Source organism: Nocardia sp. NPDC004860, assembly GCF_040609015.1.
GTDB lineage: Bacteria > Actinomycetota > Actinomycetes > Mycobacteriales > Mycobacteriaceae > Nocardia.
In genome coordinates this window covers 1-17,048 of record NZ_JBEXJI010000039.1, presented here as the reverse complement: position 1 = coordinate 17,048, position 17,048 = coordinate 1, and the positions used below count along the sequence as shown (strand labels likewise).

At 68.8% G+C, this 17,048-nt stretch carries 19 protein-coding genes and 1 pseudogene; 10 read left to right on the top strand and 10 right to left on the bottom strand.

Annotated features, from left to right (window positions below):
- The first annotated feature begins 4 nt into the window (after window positions 1-4).
- On the top strand, window positions 5-1,366 hold the full coding sequence (locus ABZV44_RS40925) for a cytochrome P450 (RefSeq protein WP_354849223.1): 1,362 nt from the start codon (window positions 5-7) through the stop codon (window positions 1,364-1,366).
- Window positions 1,367-1,415: 49 nt separating this feature from the next.
- On the opposite strand, the gene ABZV44_RS40920 is transcribed toward ABZV44_RS40925, so the two are convergent.
- Both ABZV44_RS40920 and ABZV44_RS40915 read right to left on the bottom strand, forming a co-directional pair.
- Window positions 1,416-2,141, bottom strand: coding sequence for a class I SAM-dependent methyltransferase (locus tag ABZV44_RS40920; RefSeq protein WP_354849374.1), 726 nt, complete (start codon window positions 2,139-2,141; stop codon window positions 1,416-1,418).
- Between the two features lie 86 nt (window positions 2,142-2,227).
- Window positions 2,228-2,788: a helix-turn-helix domain-containing protein gene (locus tag ABZV44_RS40915; protein ID WP_354849220.1), complete on the bottom strand. Its 561-nt coding sequence runs from the start codon at window positions 2,786-2,788 to the stop codon at window positions 2,228-2,230.
- A 90-nt stretch (window positions 2,789-2,878) separates the two neighbouring features.
- Here ABZV44_RS40915 and ABZV44_RS40910 point away from each other — a divergent pair, with 90 nt between their 5' ends.
- Genes ABZV44_RS40910 through ABZV44_RS40900 form a run of 3 tightly spaced genes read left to right on the top strand, consistent with a single transcriptional unit; the run spans window position 2,879 to window position 4,651 of the window.
- On the top strand, window positions 2,879-3,082 hold the full coding sequence (locus tag ABZV44_RS40910; RefSeq protein ID WP_354849218.1) for a PLDc N-terminal domain-containing protein: 204 nt from the start codon (window positions 2,879-2,881) through the stop codon (window positions 3,080-3,082).
- A complete protein-coding gene (locus ABZV44_RS40905; RefSeq protein WP_354849215.1) occupies window positions 3,075-3,902 on the top strand; it encodes an ABC transporter ATP-binding protein in 828 nt (275 codons plus the stop codon). The genes ABZV44_RS40910 and ABZV44_RS40905 overlap by 8 nt, the downstream gene beginning before the upstream one ends.
- A complete protein-coding gene (locus ABZV44_RS40900; protein ID WP_354849212.1) occupies window positions 3,899-4,651 on the top strand; it encodes a hypothetical protein in 753 nt (250 codons plus the stop codon). Before ABZV44_RS40905 ends, ABZV44_RS40900 begins: the two co-directional genes overlap by 4 nt.
- On the opposite strand, the gene ABZV44_RS40895 is transcribed toward ABZV44_RS40900, so the two are convergent.
- The 4 genes from ABZV44_RS40895 to ABZV44_RS40880 form a co-directional block, all read right to left on the bottom strand.
- Window positions 4,635-5,009: a DUF2784 domain-containing protein gene (locus ABZV44_RS40895; protein WP_354849210.1), complete on the bottom strand. Its 375-nt coding sequence runs from the start codon at window positions 5,007-5,009 to the stop codon at window positions 4,635-4,637. The genes ABZV44_RS40900 and ABZV44_RS40895 overlap by 17 nt on opposite strands.
- Window positions 5,010-5,028: 19 nt before the next feature.
- Window positions 5,029-5,805: an O-methyltransferase gene (locus ABZV44_RS40890; RefSeq protein ID WP_354849208.1), complete on the bottom strand. Its 777-nt coding sequence runs from the start codon at window positions 5,803-5,805 to the stop codon at window positions 5,029-5,031.
- A 292-nt stretch (window positions 5,806-6,097) separates the two neighbouring features.
- On the bottom strand, window positions 6,098-7,558 hold the full coding sequence (locus tag ABZV44_RS40885; protein WP_354849206.1) for an SDR family NAD(P)-dependent oxidoreductase: 1,461 nt from the start codon (window positions 7,556-7,558) through the stop codon (window positions 6,098-6,100).
- A gap of 115 nt (window positions 7,559-7,673) precedes the next feature.
- Entirely contained in the window at window positions 7,674-7,862 is a 189-nt protein-coding gene (locus ABZV44_RS40880) for a hypothetical protein (RefSeq protein WP_354849203.1), read from the bottom strand.
- A 216-nt stretch (window positions 7,863-8,078) separates the two neighbouring features.
- On the opposite strand from ABZV44_RS40880, the gene ABZV44_RS40875 reads away from it, so the two are divergent.
- Together ABZV44_RS40875 and ABZV44_RS40870 are read left to right on the top strand one after the other, a co-directional pair.
- Window positions 8,079-9,224: an acyl-CoA dehydrogenase family protein gene (locus ABZV44_RS40875; RefSeq protein WP_354849201.1), complete on the top strand. Its 1,146-nt coding sequence runs from the start codon at window positions 8,079-8,081 to the stop codon at window positions 9,222-9,224.
- A 7-nt stretch (window positions 9,225-9,231) separates the two neighbouring features.
- On the top strand, window positions 9,232-9,873 hold the full coding sequence (locus ABZV44_RS40870) for a TetR/AcrR family transcriptional regulator (protein ID WP_354849371.1): 642 nt from the start codon (window positions 9,232-9,234) through the stop codon (window positions 9,871-9,873).
- A gap of 63 nt (window positions 9,874-9,936) precedes the next feature.
- On the opposite strand, the gene ABZV44_RS40865 is transcribed toward ABZV44_RS40870, so the two are convergent.
- On the bottom strand, window positions 9,937-10,989 hold the full coding sequence (locus tag ABZV44_RS40865; protein ID WP_354849198.1) for a saccharopine dehydrogenase NADP-binding domain-containing protein: 1,053 nt from the start codon (window positions 10,987-10,989) through the stop codon (window positions 9,937-9,939).
- A 134-nt stretch (window positions 10,990-11,123) separates the two neighbouring features.
- Here ABZV44_RS40865 and ABZV44_RS40860 point away from each other — a divergent pair, with 134 nt between their 5' ends.
- Window positions 11,124-11,993, top strand: coding sequence for an AraC family transcriptional regulator (locus tag ABZV44_RS40860; RefSeq protein ID WP_354849196.1), 870 nt, complete (start codon window positions 11,124-11,126; stop codon window positions 11,991-11,993).
- Here ABZV44_RS40860 and ABZV44_RS40855 read toward each other — a convergent pair.
- Window positions 11,990-12,901, bottom strand: coding sequence for an NADP-dependent oxidoreductase (locus tag ABZV44_RS40855; protein WP_354849193.1), 912 nt, complete (start codon window positions 12,899-12,901; stop codon window positions 11,990-11,992). The two genes, ABZV44_RS40860 and ABZV44_RS40855, sit on opposite strands and share 4 nt — an antisense overlap.
- A 265-nt stretch (window positions 12,902-13,166) precedes the next feature.
- On the opposite strand from ABZV44_RS40855, the gene ABZV44_RS40850 reads away from it, so the two are divergent.
- Window positions 13,167-13,577: a helix-turn-helix domain-containing protein gene (locus ABZV44_RS40850; protein ID WP_354849190.1), complete on the top strand. Its 411-nt coding sequence runs from the start codon at window positions 13,167-13,169 to the stop codon at window positions 13,575-13,577.
- A gap of 22 nt (window positions 13,578-13,599) precedes the next feature.
- Window positions 13,600-14,436, top strand: coding sequence for an LLM class F420-dependent oxidoreductase (locus tag ABZV44_RS40845; RefSeq protein ID WP_354849187.1), 837 nt, complete (start codon window positions 13,600-13,602; stop codon window positions 14,434-14,436).
- A gap of 60 nt (window positions 14,437-14,496) precedes the next feature.
- On the opposite strand, the gene ABZV44_RS40840 is transcribed toward ABZV44_RS40845, so the two are convergent.
- The gene (locus tag ABZV44_RS40840) at window positions 14,497-15,075 is read right to left on the bottom strand and encodes a YdeI/OmpD-associated family protein (RefSeq protein WP_354849184.1); all 579 of its coding nucleotides are present in this window, start codon (window positions 15,073-15,075) and stop codon (window positions 14,497-14,499) included.
- Window positions 15,076-15,152: 77 nt separating this feature from the next.
- Between ABZV44_RS40840 and ABZV44_RS40835 the strand changes: the two genes are divergently transcribed.
- Window positions 15,153-16,391, top strand: a complete 1,239-nt coding sequence (locus ABZV44_RS40835) for a serine hydrolase domain-containing protein (protein WP_354849181.1) — start codon at window positions 15,153-15,155, stop codon at window positions 16,389-16,391.
- Window positions 16,392-16,596: 205 nt separating this feature from the next.
- Here the strand turns inward: ABZV44_RS40835 and ABZV44_RS40830 are convergent.
- Window positions 16,597-16,914: pseudogene (locus ABZV44_RS40830) on the bottom strand (hypothetical protein); the annotation flags it as partial.
- Between the last annotated feature and the right edge of the window lie 134 nt (window positions 16,915-17,048).

Below are 17,048 nucleotides of genomic sequence, written 5' to 3'. Positions count from 1 at the left end.
CTCAATGCCCAGAACACAATTCGTCGCCGCTCCGCCCGAGGGCAGTGATCTGAAGCAGATCAGCGGGCCCGCGACGCACTGGATCGCCCAGCTGCAACGGCAGCGGCGCGACCCCACCGGGGCCGCCTTCGAGGACGAGGCGGCCTACGGCCCGCTCTATGTCCTGAACATGTTCGGCGACAAGTGGATCATCGCCGGTGGCCCCGAAGCGGCACAGCGCATCCTGATGAACAAGGACCGGGTGTTCGCCAACGGTCCGGCGTGGGCGCCGCTGCAGGGACCGTTCTTCGACCGAGGTCTGGTCCGGCTGGATTTCGACGAGCACCGCAGCCACCGCTCGATCATGCAGCAGGCCTTCGGTCGCGGCGCCCTCACGTCGTATCTGAAGGACATGCACGAGATCGCCCACCGCCACCTGAGCAAGCTGCCGGAAGGCAGTGTGGCCGAGGGTAATCCGGTGCTCATGCATCAGCACCTGCAGCGGCTCACCCTGGACATCGTGCTGGAGGTCTTCATGGGCGCGCGCCTGCCGCGCGACGAAGCCGAGCGCATCTGCGGCGCCACCATGGACATCCTGCAGGCCGGCGGCGCGATGGTGCGCGTCGCCATTCCCGGCAACCGATGGTGGCGGGGCATGCGCGCCCGCAAGACCATGGCGGCCTTCCTCGCCGACCGCATTGTCGCCGCCCGCGAAAACCCGGGCACCGACCTGCTTTCGATGCTGTGTCAGGCCGCGGGCGACGACGGTGACCGGTTCACCGACCAGGACATCGTGAACCACATGATCTTCCTGCTGGCCGCCGCCCACGACACCACCACGACCACGCTGTCCGGGGTCGTCTACAACATGGCCAAATACCCGGAATGGCAGAAGCGCGCGCGAGCGCGCTCACTGGAGATGGCCTTCGAACTCGGTTACGACGAGCTCGCCGAGCTGACCGAACTCGACTGGATCATCAAGGAGACCACCCGGCTGTGCACCCCGGTGCAGATCTTCCCGCGCGCGGTGCAGGAGGACACCGAGGTGTGCGGCTATTTCGTGCCGAAGGGATCCTTCGTCGTCGTCCCGATCAGCGTCAACCACCGCCGCCCCGATATGTGGTCGCATCCTGAGGAATTCGATCCCGAGCGTTTCTCCGACGAACGCGCCGAGCACAAGCGGCACCGGGTGGCGTGGGCCCCGTTCGGGGCGGGTGCGCACAAGTGCCTCGGACAGCATTTTGCGGGCCTCGAGATCAAGACGATCGTGCACCAGCTGCTGCACACCTTCGAGTGGGAGGTGCCGCAGGACTACGTCATGCCCCTGGACATGAGTGCGACGCCGCTGCCGAAGGACGATCTGCCCGTGACGCTGCGGCGTCGCTGAACCCGTGCCCGGGCCGAGAAACAGTCTCGGCCCGGGTTTTCCAGCCGTCTCAGCCCAGGTATTCCGACTCGAGTACCCGGTCCTTGAGCAGCGACTGATACTCGATGTGGGTGTCGTGCTCGACGGTGCGCCAGGTCTTGCCCTCGGCCTCACGCATGTACCGCAGGTAGTCCGGAGCGCCCGGGACGCGCATATTGTCGGCGACGACAATGCTGCCCGGGTGTAGCCAGCCCGCCGCGAGAATGTGCTTCAGGTCGGCCAGATACGCGGACTTGTCGTGGTCCACGAAGACGAAATCGAGTGCGCCCTCGGTGATTCCGTGCTCGTCGGTGAGCCGCCGGATGGTCTCGCCGCCGTCGCCGATGGTGCCGACCACCACGGTCACCCGCTCCGCCAGCCCGGCATGGGCGATGATGGCGCGGGCCACCTCCGCATTGGCCGCGCTGAACTCCACGGAGATGAGGCGCGCGCCCTCCGGCATGGTGCGGGCGGTGCGGACCGCGCTGTAGCCGACATAGGTGCCCAGTTCGAGCAGCAGCGTCGGATTCGCTTTGCGCACAGCGGCATCCAGCAGCAGGCCCTTCTCGTCCCCGACGTTCACCAGGTTGCTCCGGGTGCGGGCGAACTTGTCGATGGCCGCCAGCACACTGTCCGGATCGCCCTGCTCGGCGTTCGCGAAAACGTGGTCGCGTACGGCGGCCTCACGGCCATCGCCGAATTGACCGGTGCGCGTGAAGTTTCCGAGTCCGCGCACGGTGCTGACGGCCGTGCGCATCGGATACACCACGCGCTCGCGCAAGATCGACCCGATCGATGTGCCACCCATTGATTCCCCTTCGTTCGCTGTGACGGCCAGCGCGATTATGCCGGGCCCGAAGCGGTTTCGCCTCCGGGGGTGGGGGAGTCGGGGATCAGGATGGTGCGCAGGATACGACGCCTCCGGCCCGGCGCGGGGCCATTGGCCAGGCGCGGGGCCAGCACGCGGCCCAGATCGCGGGCGAAGTCGGCGAATTCGGCATCGTCGAGCCACAGACCGGCCATGCGGTAGCCGACTCCGTCTCGCAGGTAATCGATATCGCCGCCGTCGAGGTACCGGTCGAAGTCGGCCATGAGCCCGGCGATGAAGCCCATGAAGGCGCGGCGGTGGTCCTCGGGACTCATGGCGTCGAGCTGGTCGGGGGTGATCTGGGCGGCGCTCAGGCGTAGCCGGTAGGTGCGCTCGACGGTGCCGCGTACACGGCGCTCGGTGACGACGTCGAGGACGCCGGCGGAGACCAGCTTGGCGACATGCCGGTAGAGGCTGCCGGGCGGCACATCGCCGAGTTCGGCATTGAGTTCGCTCGTGGTCAGGGTCCGGTCGCCGAGGAATGCCTGCACGATCCGCAGCCGAACCGGGTGCAGCAGAAGTTCGACGGATTCCACAGGCTGGACACTAGCACCACTGCTATCGGCATTGATAATGTTCGCACATCTGGTAGCAATCACGCGCTCGCGCTGAAGAGAGGAATCGCGGTGTCCAACATTCCGGTAGCCGCACTGGTGCCCCTGATCGTGGTGGGGCTCGGCTTCGTCGGTTTCTGCTGGTACGACCTGTCCCGCACACGGGTGAAGTACCTGCCGAAATGGGCGTGGGCGATCATCTGCCTGATCAGCATTCCGCTCGGCGGGATCATCTACCTGATCGTCGGCCGGGACGGTGACACGGTCCGTGGCTGAGCCCCACCTCGAGGTCACCGATGTGTCGGTGCGCTTCGGCGACTTCCTCGCCCTCGACACCGTGAGCTGGACCGTGGACGGTCCCGGGGTGGTAGGGCTGATCGGACTCAACGGCGCGGGCAAGACCACCCTGATCCGCACGGTGCTGGGCCTGCAATCGGTGACCGGCGGCGCCGTGCGGGTGCCGGTCGGGCTGGACGCCCTCGGATACTGCCCGGACACACCGGGTTTCGAACCCTGGCTGTCCGCGCGGGAGGTCCTCGAACAGTCCATGGCCATCGGACCGGCCCGCGGCGCCGGCACGTGGTCCGTAGACGCGGCGCTCGCGGCCGTCGACCTGGAACGGCACGCCCACCGGCGCGCCGGGGGGTTCTCCCGGGGCATGTTGCAGCGCTTGGGAATTGCCGCGGCACTGGTCCGCGAGCCCGAGGTGCTCATTCTCGACGAACCCACCAGCGCACTGGATCCCGAAGGCCGCGCCGCCGTGCTGGGGCTGATCCGGGATCTGGGCACTCGGATGACGGTCGTGTTCTCCAGCCACCTGCTCGCCGATGTCGAGGATCTCGCCGACCGGCTGCTGGTCCTGCATCGCGGGCGGGCCGTCTTCGCCGGGGAGACAGGGGAATTCCTGGATGAGCACACCGCCGCGCCGACCCTGCGGATCGCCATGACCGACGGCCGGATCATCGAAGCCGAGCAGCCGCAGTGGGGTCCGGCCCTGGCGGATGCGTCCGCTCACAGCGGCCTGCTCGACGACATCCGCATCACCCGTCCGACCTTGACCGACGCGTTCTTCGCTGCCATCGGGGAGAAGTCGTGAACCGCACCGTATTCCGGGTCGAGTGGTACCGGTGGCTGCGCACGCGCCGGCTGGTCGCCCTGGTAGCCGCGTTCGTCCTGTTCGGATTCGTCTCGTTGCTCGGGGCGAAGTACCTGCCGGATCTGATCGGGCACTCCGCGGAGATCCAGCTGCTGCGCGTGCCCGACTGGCGAGACGGATTGCAGCAGTACGTCAAGAACACCGGCCTGCTGGTCGCGGCGGTGGCCATGATCCTGGCCGCGCAGGCATGCGCCCTGCGCAATACCGATCCGATCGGGATCTACTACTTCAGTCGCGAGGTCTCGCCGGTGCGGCTCTATCTGCCCCGGATCCTGGTCGCCGCAGCCGTGATCACCGCGGCTGCCTCGATCGGGGCCGCGGTCGCACTGTACGAGTGCTGGGCGCTGTTCGGGTCCTATCCGCTGGGTCCGGCCGTGGGTTCGCTTGCGGTGCAAGCCCTCGCGGTGGTGTCGTTCGCGGTGTTCGCCGCGGCCCTGGCGGCGCGGTTCGGCTCGGCGAGTATTGCCGCCGGGGTGACCGCCGTGGTCTACGTGGGCTGCCTGCTGGTGTCGGCCGTGCCATCGGTGCAGCCCTACCTGCCCACCACCGCCCTGCAACCGGCCATCGAGGTCGCGAGCTGGTCCCCGGCCGACGCGGCGAAATCGCTGCTGGCCTTGCTGATCGCGACGGCACTCGCCCTGACTGCTGCTCTGACCACACCGATTCGCGCGATCAGGACCGCTGCGTAGCGGCCCGGTGCCGCGACAGCAGATACAGGCCCACCCACGACACGACGACACAGATCACCACGAGCACCCGCACCTCCTCCAGGGCGCTGCGCGGATAGAGCACGCCGGTGATGTAGTAGTCGATGAACCCGCTGGACGGCAGGCCCGCCTCGCCGGCCCGATGCCGCGCCCAGTTCTCCAGATTCGTCAGCGGGCACTCGATGGTGAACAGCACCGTGCTGAAACCCCAGCCGAAGGCGAGCAGGTGCAGCCAGATGGTGTGCGGCCAGCGCCAGGCGATGAAACCGCCCACCACCACATAGGCCACGAACAGGAAGTGCACGATCGCGGTCGCGTCGGCCAGCAGCCGGTAGCCCATGACCCCAGGATAGAAGTGATCAGCCCAGGTACTCCGATTCCAGGACAAGATCTTTGAGCAGCGACTGGTATTCGACATGGGTGTCGTGCTCGATGGTCCGCCAGCTCGCGCCCTCGGCCTCGTGCAGGTAGCGGCGGTACTCCGGGGCGCCCGGGATACGCACATTGTCGGCGACCGCGATGCTGCCCGGATGCAGCCAGCCGGCCGCCAGGATGGTTTTCAGATCGGGCAGGTACGCGCTCTTGTCATGATCGATGAAGACGAAATCGAGTGCGCCGGAACCGAATCCGTACTCGCTCGCGAGCCGCTCGACCGTCTTCCCGCCGTCGCCGATCGTGCCCACCACCACGCTCACCCGATCGGCGAGCCCGGCATGTGCCAGCAGGGTCCGGGCGATCCCGGCATTGTCGGGATTGAGCTCCACCGACACCAGGCGCGCCCCGGGGGAGAGGGCCCGCCCGATCCGGACCGCGCTGTATCCGCAGTAACCGCCCAGCTCGAGCGCCAGTTCCGGCGCAGCCCGCTGCACGGCGGCGTCGAGGATCAGCCCTTTCTCGTCCCCGACGTTCACCAGCATGCTCTGTGTACGGGCGAAGCCGTCGTAGGCCGCGAGCACGCTCTCCGGATCACCCGCGGTGGAATGGGTGAGTACGTAGTCCCGCGCGGCGGCCTCACGGCCATCGCCCACCTGCCCGGTCCGCATGAAAGTCGGCCCGCCCAAAGCGAATCGAATCACCGACCAGCGCAGGAACGGCAGTCGCTCCCGCAGCGTGGTGGTCAAGGATTTTCCACTCATGAGATCGTCCGTTCTCGTAGTGGGGGAGTGCGTCGATTATGGTCCTGCGCTGGGACGTTGGGGTAGGGCGGGGTGCTGTCCGAGAGGCCTGAGCACGGATAGGGAGTCTCCTTCGGCGGGAAAGGGGGCCTGAACCGGCATGGCGTCGTTGAATAGTGGATAGAACATATCGATACGGACATATGCGCATCTAAACATGAATCACCCTCACGTTAGAAAAGTCCTGAACCAGCCCCATCACCCTCAAAAGCAGCCAAGAGGGGAGGGGCCAGGGCAGGCCGAGTGGGGTGAGTTACCAGTTGGAGGGTTCGTAGTCCTTGAGGAAGCATCCGTAGAGGTCGTCGCCGGCTTCGCCGCGGACGATCGGGTCGTACACGCGGGCCGCGCCGTCGACCAGGTCGAGGGGTGCGTGGAAGCCTTCCTCGGCCAGGCGGATCTTGGTGTAGTGCGGCCGCTCGTCGGTGATCCAGCCGGTGTCGACGGCGGTCATCAGGATCTTGTCGCCCTCGAACATCTCGCGCGCGCTGGTGCGGGTCAGCATGTTGAGTGCGGCCTTGGCCATGTTCGTGTGCGGGTGGCCGGCGCCCTTGTAGCCGCGTGCGAAAACGCCTTCCATGGCGGACACATTCACCACGTACTTGCGCCGGGCCGACGCCGCGGCCATGGACGGGCGCAGCCGGGAGATAAGGATGAACGGTGCGACCGAGTTGCACAGCTGCACTTCGAGCAGTTCGGTGGCGTCGACCTCGCCGACGGTCTGGACCCAGCTGTTGGTGTGGGCGAGGTCGGGGACGAGTCCGCCCGCATCGATGGCGACGCCCTGCGAAATGCGTTCCGGCGTGGCCGATCCGGCGACCAGGGCCAGGTCGGTGATGTCGGCCGCGGTGAGGTCGGGTGTGAGGGAGGCGGTGAGCGCGGTGGGGTGCGCCTGCATGGTCTTGCCGAAGCTGATCACGTCGGGCAGTTCCCCCGCGGGCAGGGGCCCGTTCTCGGCTTCGACCAGGGCGCTGTAGGCCCCGGTGGTGCGGCGCACGGTCTGTGCGGCGTTGTTGATGAGGATGTCGAGTGGACCCTGTGCGGCAATGTCATCGGCGAGTGCGACGACCTGTGCGGGGTCGCGGAGATCGATGCCGACGATGCGGAGCCGGTGCAGCCAGTCGGCGCTATCGGGCTGGGCGGCGAAGCGGCGGATGGCGTCGTTGGGGAAGCGGGTGGTGATGGTGGTGTGGGCGCCGTCGCGGAGCAGGCGCAGGGCGATGTACATGCCGATCTTGGCGCGGCCGCCGGTGAGGAGGGCGCGTTTGCCGGTGAGGTCGGTGCGGGCGTCGCGTTTGGCGTGGCTCTTGGTGGCGCAATCGGGGCAGAGCTGGTGGTAGAAGGCGTCCACGCGGGTATAGCGCTGTTTGCATATGTAGCAAGGGCGCGGTCGCAGCAGGGTTCCGGCGCTGGCTCCGGTGGTGGTGGAGCTGATCGGGATGCCGGCGGTTTCGTCGTCGATGCGGTTGGGTGAGCCGGTGGCGGTGGCGGCCACGACTTCGCGGTCGGCTTCGGAGATGGCGTCGCGGGCGGCGATGCGCTTGTTGCGCTTGAACTTCTTGAACATGTGCGCGACGGCCCGCTGCACGGTGACGGAGTCCGGGTGTTCCTTGTCGAGCTGTCCGGCCTGTTCGAGGACGCGCAGGCAGATGGCCAGGTCGCCGGGGTCGATGGCCGGTGCGTCGGACTGTGGTACCGGGGTGGTGTGCTCGGCCATCGGAAGCTGCGGTGATCCTTCGTGCGCGGGGTGGTGGACGAGCCATTCTCTCAAAGGGCCGGATATGGGAAACGCCCGGCCGTTGCGGGGCCGGGCGTTGTGGTGTGGGGTGCGGTCAGTTGGCTGTGGTGCCGAGGGGTGCGAGGTCGTCGGCGTCGTCGTCGCGGCCGAGTTCGCGGGCGCGTTCGGCGAGCCGGGTTTGCAGGCGGGCGGGGATCTCGTCGCGGACCTGAATGAGGGCGTGCCACACCGTGTCCGGGGTCTCAGTGGTGAGGGCGGTGAGGAATTCCTCGATGTAGTCCATGTCGTCGATGAGGGCCAGGACGCGGGTGCGGCCCTTATGGTCCTGGGCGGGGGGATCGAGGCGAGTGGGGACACGCCGATCTTCTCGACCTTGGCCGAGGTGAATCAGTCCCGGTCGGGCGATTGTTGACGCATTGTTGACACGCCGCCAATAGCCGTGCACGCTGAGGGGCGAGGCGCTCAGGCGCACCCTTTTCAGGCAAGCGAGGAACGGACGATGGCACGCCCCGCATGGAGCGACGACGAGGTCGAGGCGGTACGAGGATTGGCGAGCACCTTCTTCGAGAAGGAGGTGATTCCGCACGAGGAGAAGTTCATCGCCCAGGGGCATCCCGACCGCGCGCTCTACAACCGCGCCGGTGAACTGGGCCTGCTGTGCGCGGCCATCCCGTCCGAATACGGTGGTGGCGGTGGCACTTTCGCCCACGAGGCGGCGATCATCGAGGCCCAGGCGCACTGCGGTGACGGTTCACTGGGCATGTCGGTGCACTCCTCGATCATCGCGCCCTACCTTCACGAGTTCGGGTCCGAGGAACTCAAGAAGCGGGTGCTGCCGAAGGCGGCCAGTGGTGAGATGGTGCTCTCGATCGGCATGACCGAACCGGGGACCGGCTCGGACCTGCAGAACATCAAGACCCGCGCGGTGCGTGAGGGCGACGAGTACGTCATCACCGGGTCGAAGATCTTCATCTCCAACGGGTGGCTGTGCGACGGCATCATCATCGCCTGCAAGACCGACCCCGCCCTGGGCGCGGCCGGTGTCTCGCTGATCTTCGCCGAAGTGGGCGACGACACTCCGGGTTTCACCCGCGGCCGCATCCTGTCCAAGATCGGCGGCAAGGGACAGGACACCGCCGAGCTGTTCTTCGACGGCCTGCGGGTGCCGGTGTCGAACCTGCTGGGCCCGGCCGAGGGTCAGGGCTTCTATCAGATGATGCAGATGCTGGCCCAGGAACGCCTGGTCACCGCGATCATGGCGGTGGCGATGACGGAGAAGGCGGTCGAGCTGACCGTCGACTACACCAAGGGCCGCGAGGCGTTCGGCAAGCCGCTGTTCGCCATGCAGAACACCCGTTTCGAGCTGGCGGAGTGCGCGACCATCGCCAAGGTCGGGCGGGTGTTCCTCGACGACTGCATCACCAAGCATCTGCGTGGTGAGCTGGATATCCCCACCGCGGCCATGTCGAAATACTGGTTGACCGACCAACTCGGTACTGTGGTGGATCGCTGCCTGCAGTTCTTCGGCGGCTATGGATACATGACCGAATACCCGATTTCCCAGCTGTACACCGGCGCTCGGGTCCTGCGAATCCTCGCGGGAGCCAACGAGGTGATGAAGGATCTCATTGCCCGCTCACTCTGATATCGACATCGAGCCGCCCGCGTCCGAGGACGCGGGGGACGCGCCATCGCGCCGTCGCCGGCTCGAACCCGACGAACGCCGGGCGCAGATCCTGTCCTGCGCCATCGACATGTTCGGCGAACGTCCGTACGCGGCCGTGTCCACCGCCGAGCTGGCCCAGCGGGCCGGGGTGGCGCGCGGGCTGATCAATCACTACTTCGGCAACAAGCGGGACCTGTATCTCGCGGTGGTGCGGCGGATGGTGACGCTGCCGCGGCCGGAGAAGATGATCGTGCCCGCCGGGACCACCCGGGAGCGGGTGGACGCCAGCGTCTCGTGGCTGCTGGACACCATCGGTGAGCACGGCAGCACCTGGGTCAAGGTCACCGGGCACGAGGGCGTCGGCGACGACCCCGAGGTGCAGCGCATCCTCGACGAGGCCGACTATGCCGCGGCCGACCGCATGGTGCAGATGATGGGGCTGAGCGAGTCGCTGCACTCGGCCGAATTGCGAGCGCTGGTGCGCTGTTACGGCGGGCTGGTGAAAGCGGCCGGGCGCGAGTGGATCGTGCGCGGCAGCCTGACCCGCGAGCAGGTGCACCACCTGCTCGCGGACGCGCTGCTCACGCTGGTCAGCGACACCTTCCCGAAGGTCGACGCGGGACGCTGAGTGCGATGTCCGGCACCGATCGATCGCGGTGCCGGGCACCGGCGTCCGGGTGCGGCACGGAGTTCAGACGGCGGCGAGCTCCTCGACCTGCCAGGTCACCCCGGTGGTGGCGAGGTGGTCGAGGAAGCTCGCGGCGTCGAATGCCTGTGCCGGGGCGAGGGTTCCGGCGGGAGCGCCGTCGGCGACCAGTCGGCGTGCGGCCTCGACGGCGATGACCGCGGTGGAGGCGTAGGCGTTGAACCCGGTCACCCAGCCGCGGGCGCGGCGGCCGTCCACGCCGGTGACCTCGGCGAGCATGAACCAGCGGGCGGCGTCGAGTGCGGCCGCGTCGGGGACTTCCGGAAGGGTTTCGGCGACTTCGGAATTCAGGCTCGCGAACAGCTCGCCGACCTCGCTGCGGATCACCCCGCGCACGCGAGGCGTCTCGAGATGACGGGGGATGGTGTAGACGCCCGGCAGCGCGAGAGTACTCATGGGCACTGGCTCGGCCTCGCCCGGTTCGAGCAGGGTGGATTCCGGTTCCTGCACCGATTGCCAGCTGCCGTCGCGATATTCGATCTGCTCGGCGACCATGATGGCGGCCATCGAGCGTGCGGTGCCCCGGGACGCGGCGCCCGGGCGGCGCAGGTCGGCGATGACCACCTCGGTGATCGGCGCCCCGAGGCGGGCAGCGGTGAGCGAGGCGATGAGATCACCGGGCACGCCGTCGTCGGTGACGGCCGGAATGACCGTGACCCCGGCCTGTTTCGCGGGTTCGTCGTAGGTGGTGAGGATCTTGTGCAGGTAGGCGGGCTCGCCGGTGGTGTCGAGGTAGGGGCGGCGGGCGGCGATGGCGGCGCGCACGACCGGTTCGCCCCAGCGGGTGAAGGGTCCGGCGGCATTGATCACCGCGTCGGTGCTCGCGAACGCGGCGGTGAGGGCGGCGGTGTCCTCGAGGTGGGCGACGTGGATCTCGGCGTCCGGAATCGCGGCCTGATCGGCGATGCGGCGCAGGCGGTCCGGGTCGCGGCCGACCAGGACCGGGGTGAGGTCGCGGCGGACGAGCTCGGCCACGACGAGGGAACCGGTGAAACCGCTGGCGCCGTGCACGGCAATACGCATGGGAGACAACTCCATCGAGTGAAGGGTGCGAGCCGCTCTATCGGCTCGCAGTTCACGCTATGGATCACGATCCGGACGATCCATGCTCGAAAGTCCGGTCCCGATATCCGATCGTCCGGTGACGGTGGAATGCCCGGTACGGTTGGGTGGTGGACATTCTCAGCGACGCGGTCGCCGCGATGCGGCTGGGCACCCCGCACTCCAACCGGACCGTCAAGCACGCGCCCTGGCGCACGCACTTCCCGGCGCAGGGCAACAGCGCGGGATTCCATGTGGTGCTGCAGGGTTCGTGCTGGCTGCTGCCCGACGGCCGGGAACCGGTGCACCTGCAGGTCGGTGACGTGGCGTTCATGCCGCGCAGCCGCGGCCACGCCATCGCCGACAGTCCCGAACCCGGACGTGACGGGGGCGAGTCCGGCGCGGAGACCGTATTGCTGTGCGGCGCCTATTCTCTCGACGACTCGCGCCCGCACCCGGCGCTGGCGGAACTGCCCGAGGTGATCCATCTGCCCGCCCGCGTCGGCCATCACAGCCCGTTGCGTGCCGCCATCGATCTGCTCGGTCACGAGCTCGACACCCAGGACGGGTCCGGGGCGATCGCGCCGCTGCTGGAGGTGCTGTTGCTGTTCATGCTGCGCGCCTGGCACGACGCCCACCCCGCCGGCACCGGATGGGTTGCGGCATTGCGGGATCCGGCCGTGCACACCGCCCTGCAGGCCATTCACGCCGAGCCGGGCGCGCCGTGGACGGTGCAGTCCCTCGCGGCCCGCGCCGGGGTATCGCGCTCGGTGTTCGCGCAACGCTTCACCGCCACCCTCGGCACCGGCCCGCTGACCTACCTGACCTGGTGGCGCATGACCTGCGCGGCGCGGCTGCTGCGCGAGTCCGACGCCTTGCTGCGGGTGGTCGCGGAAAAGTCCGGCTACACCTCCGAATACGCGTTCGCCAAAGCATTCAAACGCGAATTCGGGGTGGCGCCCGGACAATTCCGCGCCCAGGGCCGACCCGAAGCCGCCTAGGGGAGCAGCACCAGCCGCCCGCGCAGGCCGCCCTTCTCGAAGCGAGCGTGCGCGGCGGCGGCCTCGGCCAGTGGGAAGGTCTCCGCGACGCGCAGGGTGAGCGTGCCCGCCTCGACCAGATCCACCAGTTCGGCCAGGCGGCGGCCGTCGGGGGCCTGTTGCACCGTCGTCACCGTGATCCCGCGCTCGGCGGGCGGGGTCACCGGCGGCAGCAACGCCACGAACGCGCCGCCGTCGCGCACCAGCGGCAGCAGTGACGCACCCAGCAGCGCGGCATCGATGACGGCGTCGACGCCGCCCGCGCCCACCCGCTGCCCCAGATCCTCACCACGCGTAGCGAATTCGCTCGCACCCAGTGACGTCACCAGGTCGTCGTCCCCGGGCCCGGCCACGGCGATCACCGTCGCGCCCCGTGCCGCGGCCAACTGCACCGCGTATCCGCCGACACCGCCGGCCGCGCCGGTCACCAGCACCCGGGCTCCGGGGGCCGCCGCCACGGCCAGGTCCGCGGTGATCGCATTGAGCGGCAGGGTCGCCGCGGCGGTCAGATCGACGCCGGTCGGGGCGGCGGCGACCAGCTCGGCCGCGATCGTCACGTACTCGGTGTAGGCGCCGTCGAAGGTGGCCAGCCACGGAATCAGCCCGACCACCGGCCGACCTGGCTCGGCATCGGCCACACCCGGACCGGCCGCCTCGATCCAGCCGGAGAATTCGACGCCGGGCACGTAATGGTCGCGCTCGGGCAGCAGCGCGGCGAACGCCCCGGCCCGCGCCCCGATATCGACCGGATTGACCGGGGCGGCAGCGATCTTCACCAGCACCTCACCTGGTCCCGGGACGGGTACGGGGGTGTCGATCAGGTCGAGGACCTCCGGACCGCCGAAACGGGAGAAAGCAACAGCACGCATGGGAATGCTCCTGTGACTGTGAAGGAATGAAGGTCCACCGGTGGAACGCCGCCGCGCCGGGTGGGGCGGGGCGTGGATTCACCGTAGGTCGGTGTCCGGGCGCCCGGCCAGTAGGCACCGAAAAGTACCCAGGTCACCGGTGAGAGCGCGGATCGCGACCCGGACCGGTCCCGGCGGGCGGGAATGCGCACGCCACCGCGTCGGCTGTACCTGCACAGCCAGTTGTCGATCCGGGCTCGCGGGCGGGCCCGCAAGGGGAGTGACGATGCCGACCACCACCGCCGCGCAACGCCGGGAACAGGCCAAAGTCGAGTACAACGCCTTCCTCGCCGCCTGCCCCACCAACCAGATGCTCGGCACCATCGGCGACAAGTGGACCTGCCTGGTCCTGGCCGCGCTCGGCCCGGGACCGCGCCGCTACGGCGAGATCGGCGCGACCGTGGCCGCGGTCAGCAACAAGATGCTCACCCAGACCCTGCGGACCCTCGAACGCGACGGCCTGGTGGCGCGGCGCATGACCGCGCAGGTGCCGGTGCGCGTGGACTACTCGCTGACCCCGCTCGGGCAGAGCCTGCTGGTGATCCTGACCCGGCTGCAGCAGTGGGCCGAGGGCCACATGGACGAGGTGCTCGCCGCGCGCGCCGAATTCGACAGCGCCGACGGGAATGCGTCGTGATCTTGATGTGTTGGCCGCTGATATGGCATTCGACTACCTGGGCAAGTTCGGTGCATGGCAGTTCTACACGCAGTTCACCCCCGAAGCGGTGCGTGAACTCGAAGAGCTCGGCTACGGCGCGGTCTGGCTGGGCGGATCACCGCCGGCCGACTGGGACGGTTACGAGAAACTGCTCGCCGGATCGGAATCGATCGTCGTGGCGACCAGCATCGTCAACGTGTGGGGCTCCACCGCCGAGGCGGCCGCGGACACCTACCTGCGGCTCGCGGAGAAATTCCCGGGCCGGTTCCTGCTCGGCATCGGCGTCGGTCACCCCGAGCACACCGGCGCCTACACCAAACCCTATGACGCCCTGGTGAACTACCTCGACATCCTCGACGCTCGCGGCGTCCCGCAGGAGGGACGCGCACTGGCCGCGCTGGGCCCGCGGGTGGCGGGACTCGCGCGCGAGCGCAGCGCCGGCGCCCTGCCGTATCTGACCGTGCCCGAGCACACCGCCGAGCTGCGCGGCATCCTGGGCCCCGACAAGCTGCTGGTCAGCGAGCACAAGGTGGTCCTCGACGAGGACAGCGCGCGGGCGCGGGTCGCCGGCCGCGAGAAGGCCGGGTTCTATCTGGGCCTGGTCAACTACGTGAACAACCTGCGCCGCTTCGGTTTCGACGAGACCGACCTGACCCAGCCCGGCAGCGACAGGTTCGTGGACGCGGTCGTCGCGCACGGCAGCGCCGCCCAGATCGCCGACCGGCTGGCCGAACACGTGCGCGCCGGTGCGAACCATGTCGCGCCGCAGGTCGTGGCGGGGGACTATCTCGAGGTGCTGCGCACCCTCGCGCCGCTGCTGGCCGATCGTCTGAACTGAATCCGGCACGAACCGATTCCGGGTGCCCGCTATGATCCGGGCACCCGGAATCGGTCGGTTTCAGTGTGATTCGAGGCTGTCGAGCGCCTTGTCGAGGCGCGAAGCGCGGGTTGTCGCGGTTCTCGCCCGCAGCAACTCCAGCACGATCGCATACTGGCGGGTCCGGTCCAGGGCGTCGAAGGCATGCCGGGCGCGGGGCCGATCGGCCAGCGCGGCAGCCAGATCCGGCGGCACCGTGAAGTTCGCCTGCGAGGGGTAGGCCGCGGCCCACCGTCCATCTGCGCGGGCCGCTTCGACCTCGGCGAGTCCGGGTGCGCGCATGCGCCCGGCGGCGGTGAGTTGGGCGACCTTGTCGACATTGACCTGCGACCAGTGGCTGCGCGGGCGGCGCGGCACATACTTCTGCAGGTAGTAGTCGGCGTCGAAGGCCTTGCGCTGCCCGGAGATCCAGCCCCAGCACAGCCCGACATCGACCGCCTCGTCCTCGGTGAGGGTGGCGATGCCCGAGCCCTTCTTGGCCATGCGGATCCAAACCCCTTCCGGGCGTGCGTGATTGGCTTCGAGCCAGGTGTCGAAGGCGGCGGCGTCGGGGAAGGTCACCGGATCCATGACCGTCACTGTGGCAGACGGCACCGACATTCGAACTCTCCACCACGCCGGAAAATTGTCCCAGACACATCTTGTCGTGGTGGCCGCCGCGCCGCTACCGTGGATCGATGACGACCTCCAGCTCCGCCGCCGCTGCCGGACTGCCCACCGGGGTGCACGGCACCGCCGAACCCCGATTCGACTCCGCCATCACGACTTTCGCCCGCGTCTTCGCCGGCCGCCGCGGCAACGGCGGCGCACTGGCGGTCTACCAGCACGGCGAACCGGTCGTCGATGTCTGGGCCGGCGCCGCCGACGCCCACGGCACCCCCTGGACCGCCGATACCGGCGCCATGGTCTACTCCGCGTCCAAGGGTGTCTCGGCGACCGTGCTGGCGCGGCTGGCCGACCGCGGTCTGCTCGACTACTCCGCGCCCGTCGCCGAATACTGGCCCGAGTTCGCCGCCAACGGCAAGGCCCGCATCACCGTCACCGAACTGCTCAGCCACCGCGCCGGCCTGTCGGCGCTGCCCGCCGCCACCCCCGGCGAGGTCCTCGACCACGAACTCATGGAAGCGCGCCTGGCCGCCGCGAAACCCGATGACCTGCTGGGCACGCCGATCTACCACGCCCTCACCATCGGCTGGCTCATGAGCGGGCTGGCCCGCGCCCTCACCGGCCGCGACATGACCCAGCTCTATCGCAGCGAGGTCGCCGACCCCCTCGGCGTCGACGGCATCCACCTGGGCCGCCCGCCCGCCGGTTCCCGCACCCGGCCCGCCCATCTCGTCGGCTCCCTGAAAACCCTTGCCGAACGCAGCATCCCGGCCCCCGTCGCCGCCGCCGTCCCGCGCCTGCCCCGGCTGCTGCGCGCCCCGCTCTCCTCGATCTACGTGCCCGGCCTGGAATCCATCTTCCGCGGCGACGACCCCGCCATCCTCGACACCGCCCTCCCCGCCGGCAATGCCGTCTGCACCGCAACGGCATTGGCGAAAATGTACAGCGCCCTGGCCTGCGACGGATATGTCGACGGCCGCCCCTACCTGTCCACCCCGACCGTCCGCGAACTCGAACGCATCCGCACCTACCGCCTCGACCACAGCCTGCTGGTCCCGTTCTGGCACCTGGGCTATCACAGCCTTCCCGCCGCGCGGGCACCCCGCGGCTACGGCCACGTCGGGGCCTTCGGCTCCACCGGCTGGACCGACCCCCGCTCCGGCATCTCCGTCGGCTTCGTCCACAACCGCATGTCCCTGACCTGGAGCCCCCTCGATCAAACCCTCGTCGTGGCCCTGCTCCACCTCATCCTGCGCGCCGCCCGCGAACCCGCCCTCGACATCGGGCAGCCCACCGCCGGCGCCGCCTGAGCAAGCCGCGACGCGAAAAGCCCTACGACACAATACGATCGGGGGTCGGATCGTGTCCGCAGCCGGAGTCCTGGCAGCCCCGCGTCTCTGTCGCTCGGGCCGTGTCACCGCCAGGCGTCAGTGGTTTCGGTGCGAGGCCTCGGGCCGAGCGGTGGGCAGTTGCGGCAAGGGGATCACCTCGGTTCGTCATCGATGTGCACACCGATCACCCTGCAGCGCAGGAACTTCTCGATGGCGGTAGTGCCCGCGACGAGCTGACGCTGCGGGTCGGCGAAGCCGAAAGGCTAGGCGTGTCATGTTGATTCACCCATACCGTGTCGACGTCGACGCGTTCGGCAATCGAGGTCGCGTAATCGGCATCGCGATTCCACGCCGAGTCGCCGAGGCGGTGTGAGCGTCCTTCGACCAGGTGGAGACGGTTTCCGGGTCGTCGTAGCACTGCCGGAAATACCGGTCCACAGTGTTCGGTTGTTGCGACGGCGGCGGCGTGATCACGGACCAGTGTCGGCTCGAGGAAGTGTCCGGGTGTGCTGGTGCCCCGGGCCGCCCGCCTGCGAGCAGGACTGCGCCGCGGCGCAGTCCTGGGCGCCCGGGGGGGGGGTGGAGGGGGCGAATTAAGCGGGCGTCACGATGTGGCCAAGATTTTTTAGGGGGGGA

What these genes read in the sequence shown, in the direction of transcription:
- ABZV44_RS40925 (WP_354849223.1), top strand. Translation starts at nt 5, where the DNA reads ATGCCCAGAACACAATTCGTCGCCGCTCCGCCCGAGGGCAGTGATCTG.
- ABZV44_RS40920 (WP_354849374.1), bottom strand. Translation starts at nt 2,141, where the DNA reads ATGCGCACGGCCGTCAGCACCGTGCGCGGACTCGGAAACTTCACGCGC.
- ABZV44_RS40895 (WP_354849210.1), bottom strand. Translation starts at nt 5,009, where the DNA reads ATGGGCTACCGGCTGCTGGCCGACGCGACCGCGATCGTGCACTTCCTG.
- ABZV44_RS40890 (WP_354849208.1), bottom strand. Translation starts at nt 5,805, where the DNA reads ATGAGTGGAAAATCCTTGACCACCACGCTGCGGGAGCGACTGCCGTTC.
- ABZV44_RS40885 (WP_354849206.1), bottom strand. Translation starts at nt 7,558, where the DNA reads ATGGCCGAGCACACCACCCCGGTACCACAGTCCGACGCACCGGCCATC.
- ABZV44_RS40880 (WP_354849203.1), bottom strand. Translation starts at nt 7,862, where the DNA reads ATGGACTACATCGAGGAATTCCTCACCGCCCTCACCACTGAGACCCCG.
- ABZV44_RS40875 (WP_354849201.1), top strand. Translation starts at nt 8,079, where the DNA reads ATGGCACGCCCCGCATGGAGCGACGACGAGGTCGAGGCGGTACGAGGA.
- ABZV44_RS40865 (WP_354849198.1), bottom strand. Translation starts at nt 10,989, where the DNA reads ATGGAGTTGTCTCCCATGCGTATTGCCGTGCACGGCGCCAGCGGTTTC.
- ABZV44_RS40855 (WP_354849193.1), bottom strand. Translation starts at nt 12,901, where the DNA reads ATGCGTGCTGTTGCTTTCTCCCGTTTCGGCGGTCCGGAGGTCCTCGAC.
- ABZV44_RS40850 (WP_354849190.1), top strand. Translation starts at nt 13,167, where the DNA reads ATGCCGACCACCACCGCCGCGCAACGCCGGGAACAGGCCAAAGTCGAG.
- ABZV44_RS40845 (WP_354849187.1), top strand. Translation starts at nt 13,600, where the DNA reads ATGGCATTCGACTACCTGGGCAAGTTCGGTGCATGGCAGTTCTACACG.
- ABZV44_RS40840 (WP_354849184.1), bottom strand. Translation starts at nt 15,075, where the DNA reads ATGTCGGTGCCGTCTGCCACAGTGACGGTCATGGATCCGGTGACCTTC.
- ABZV44_RS40835 (WP_354849181.1), top strand. Translation starts at nt 15,153, where the DNA reads ATGACGACCTCCAGCTCCGCCGCCGCTGCCGGACTGCCCACCGGGGTG.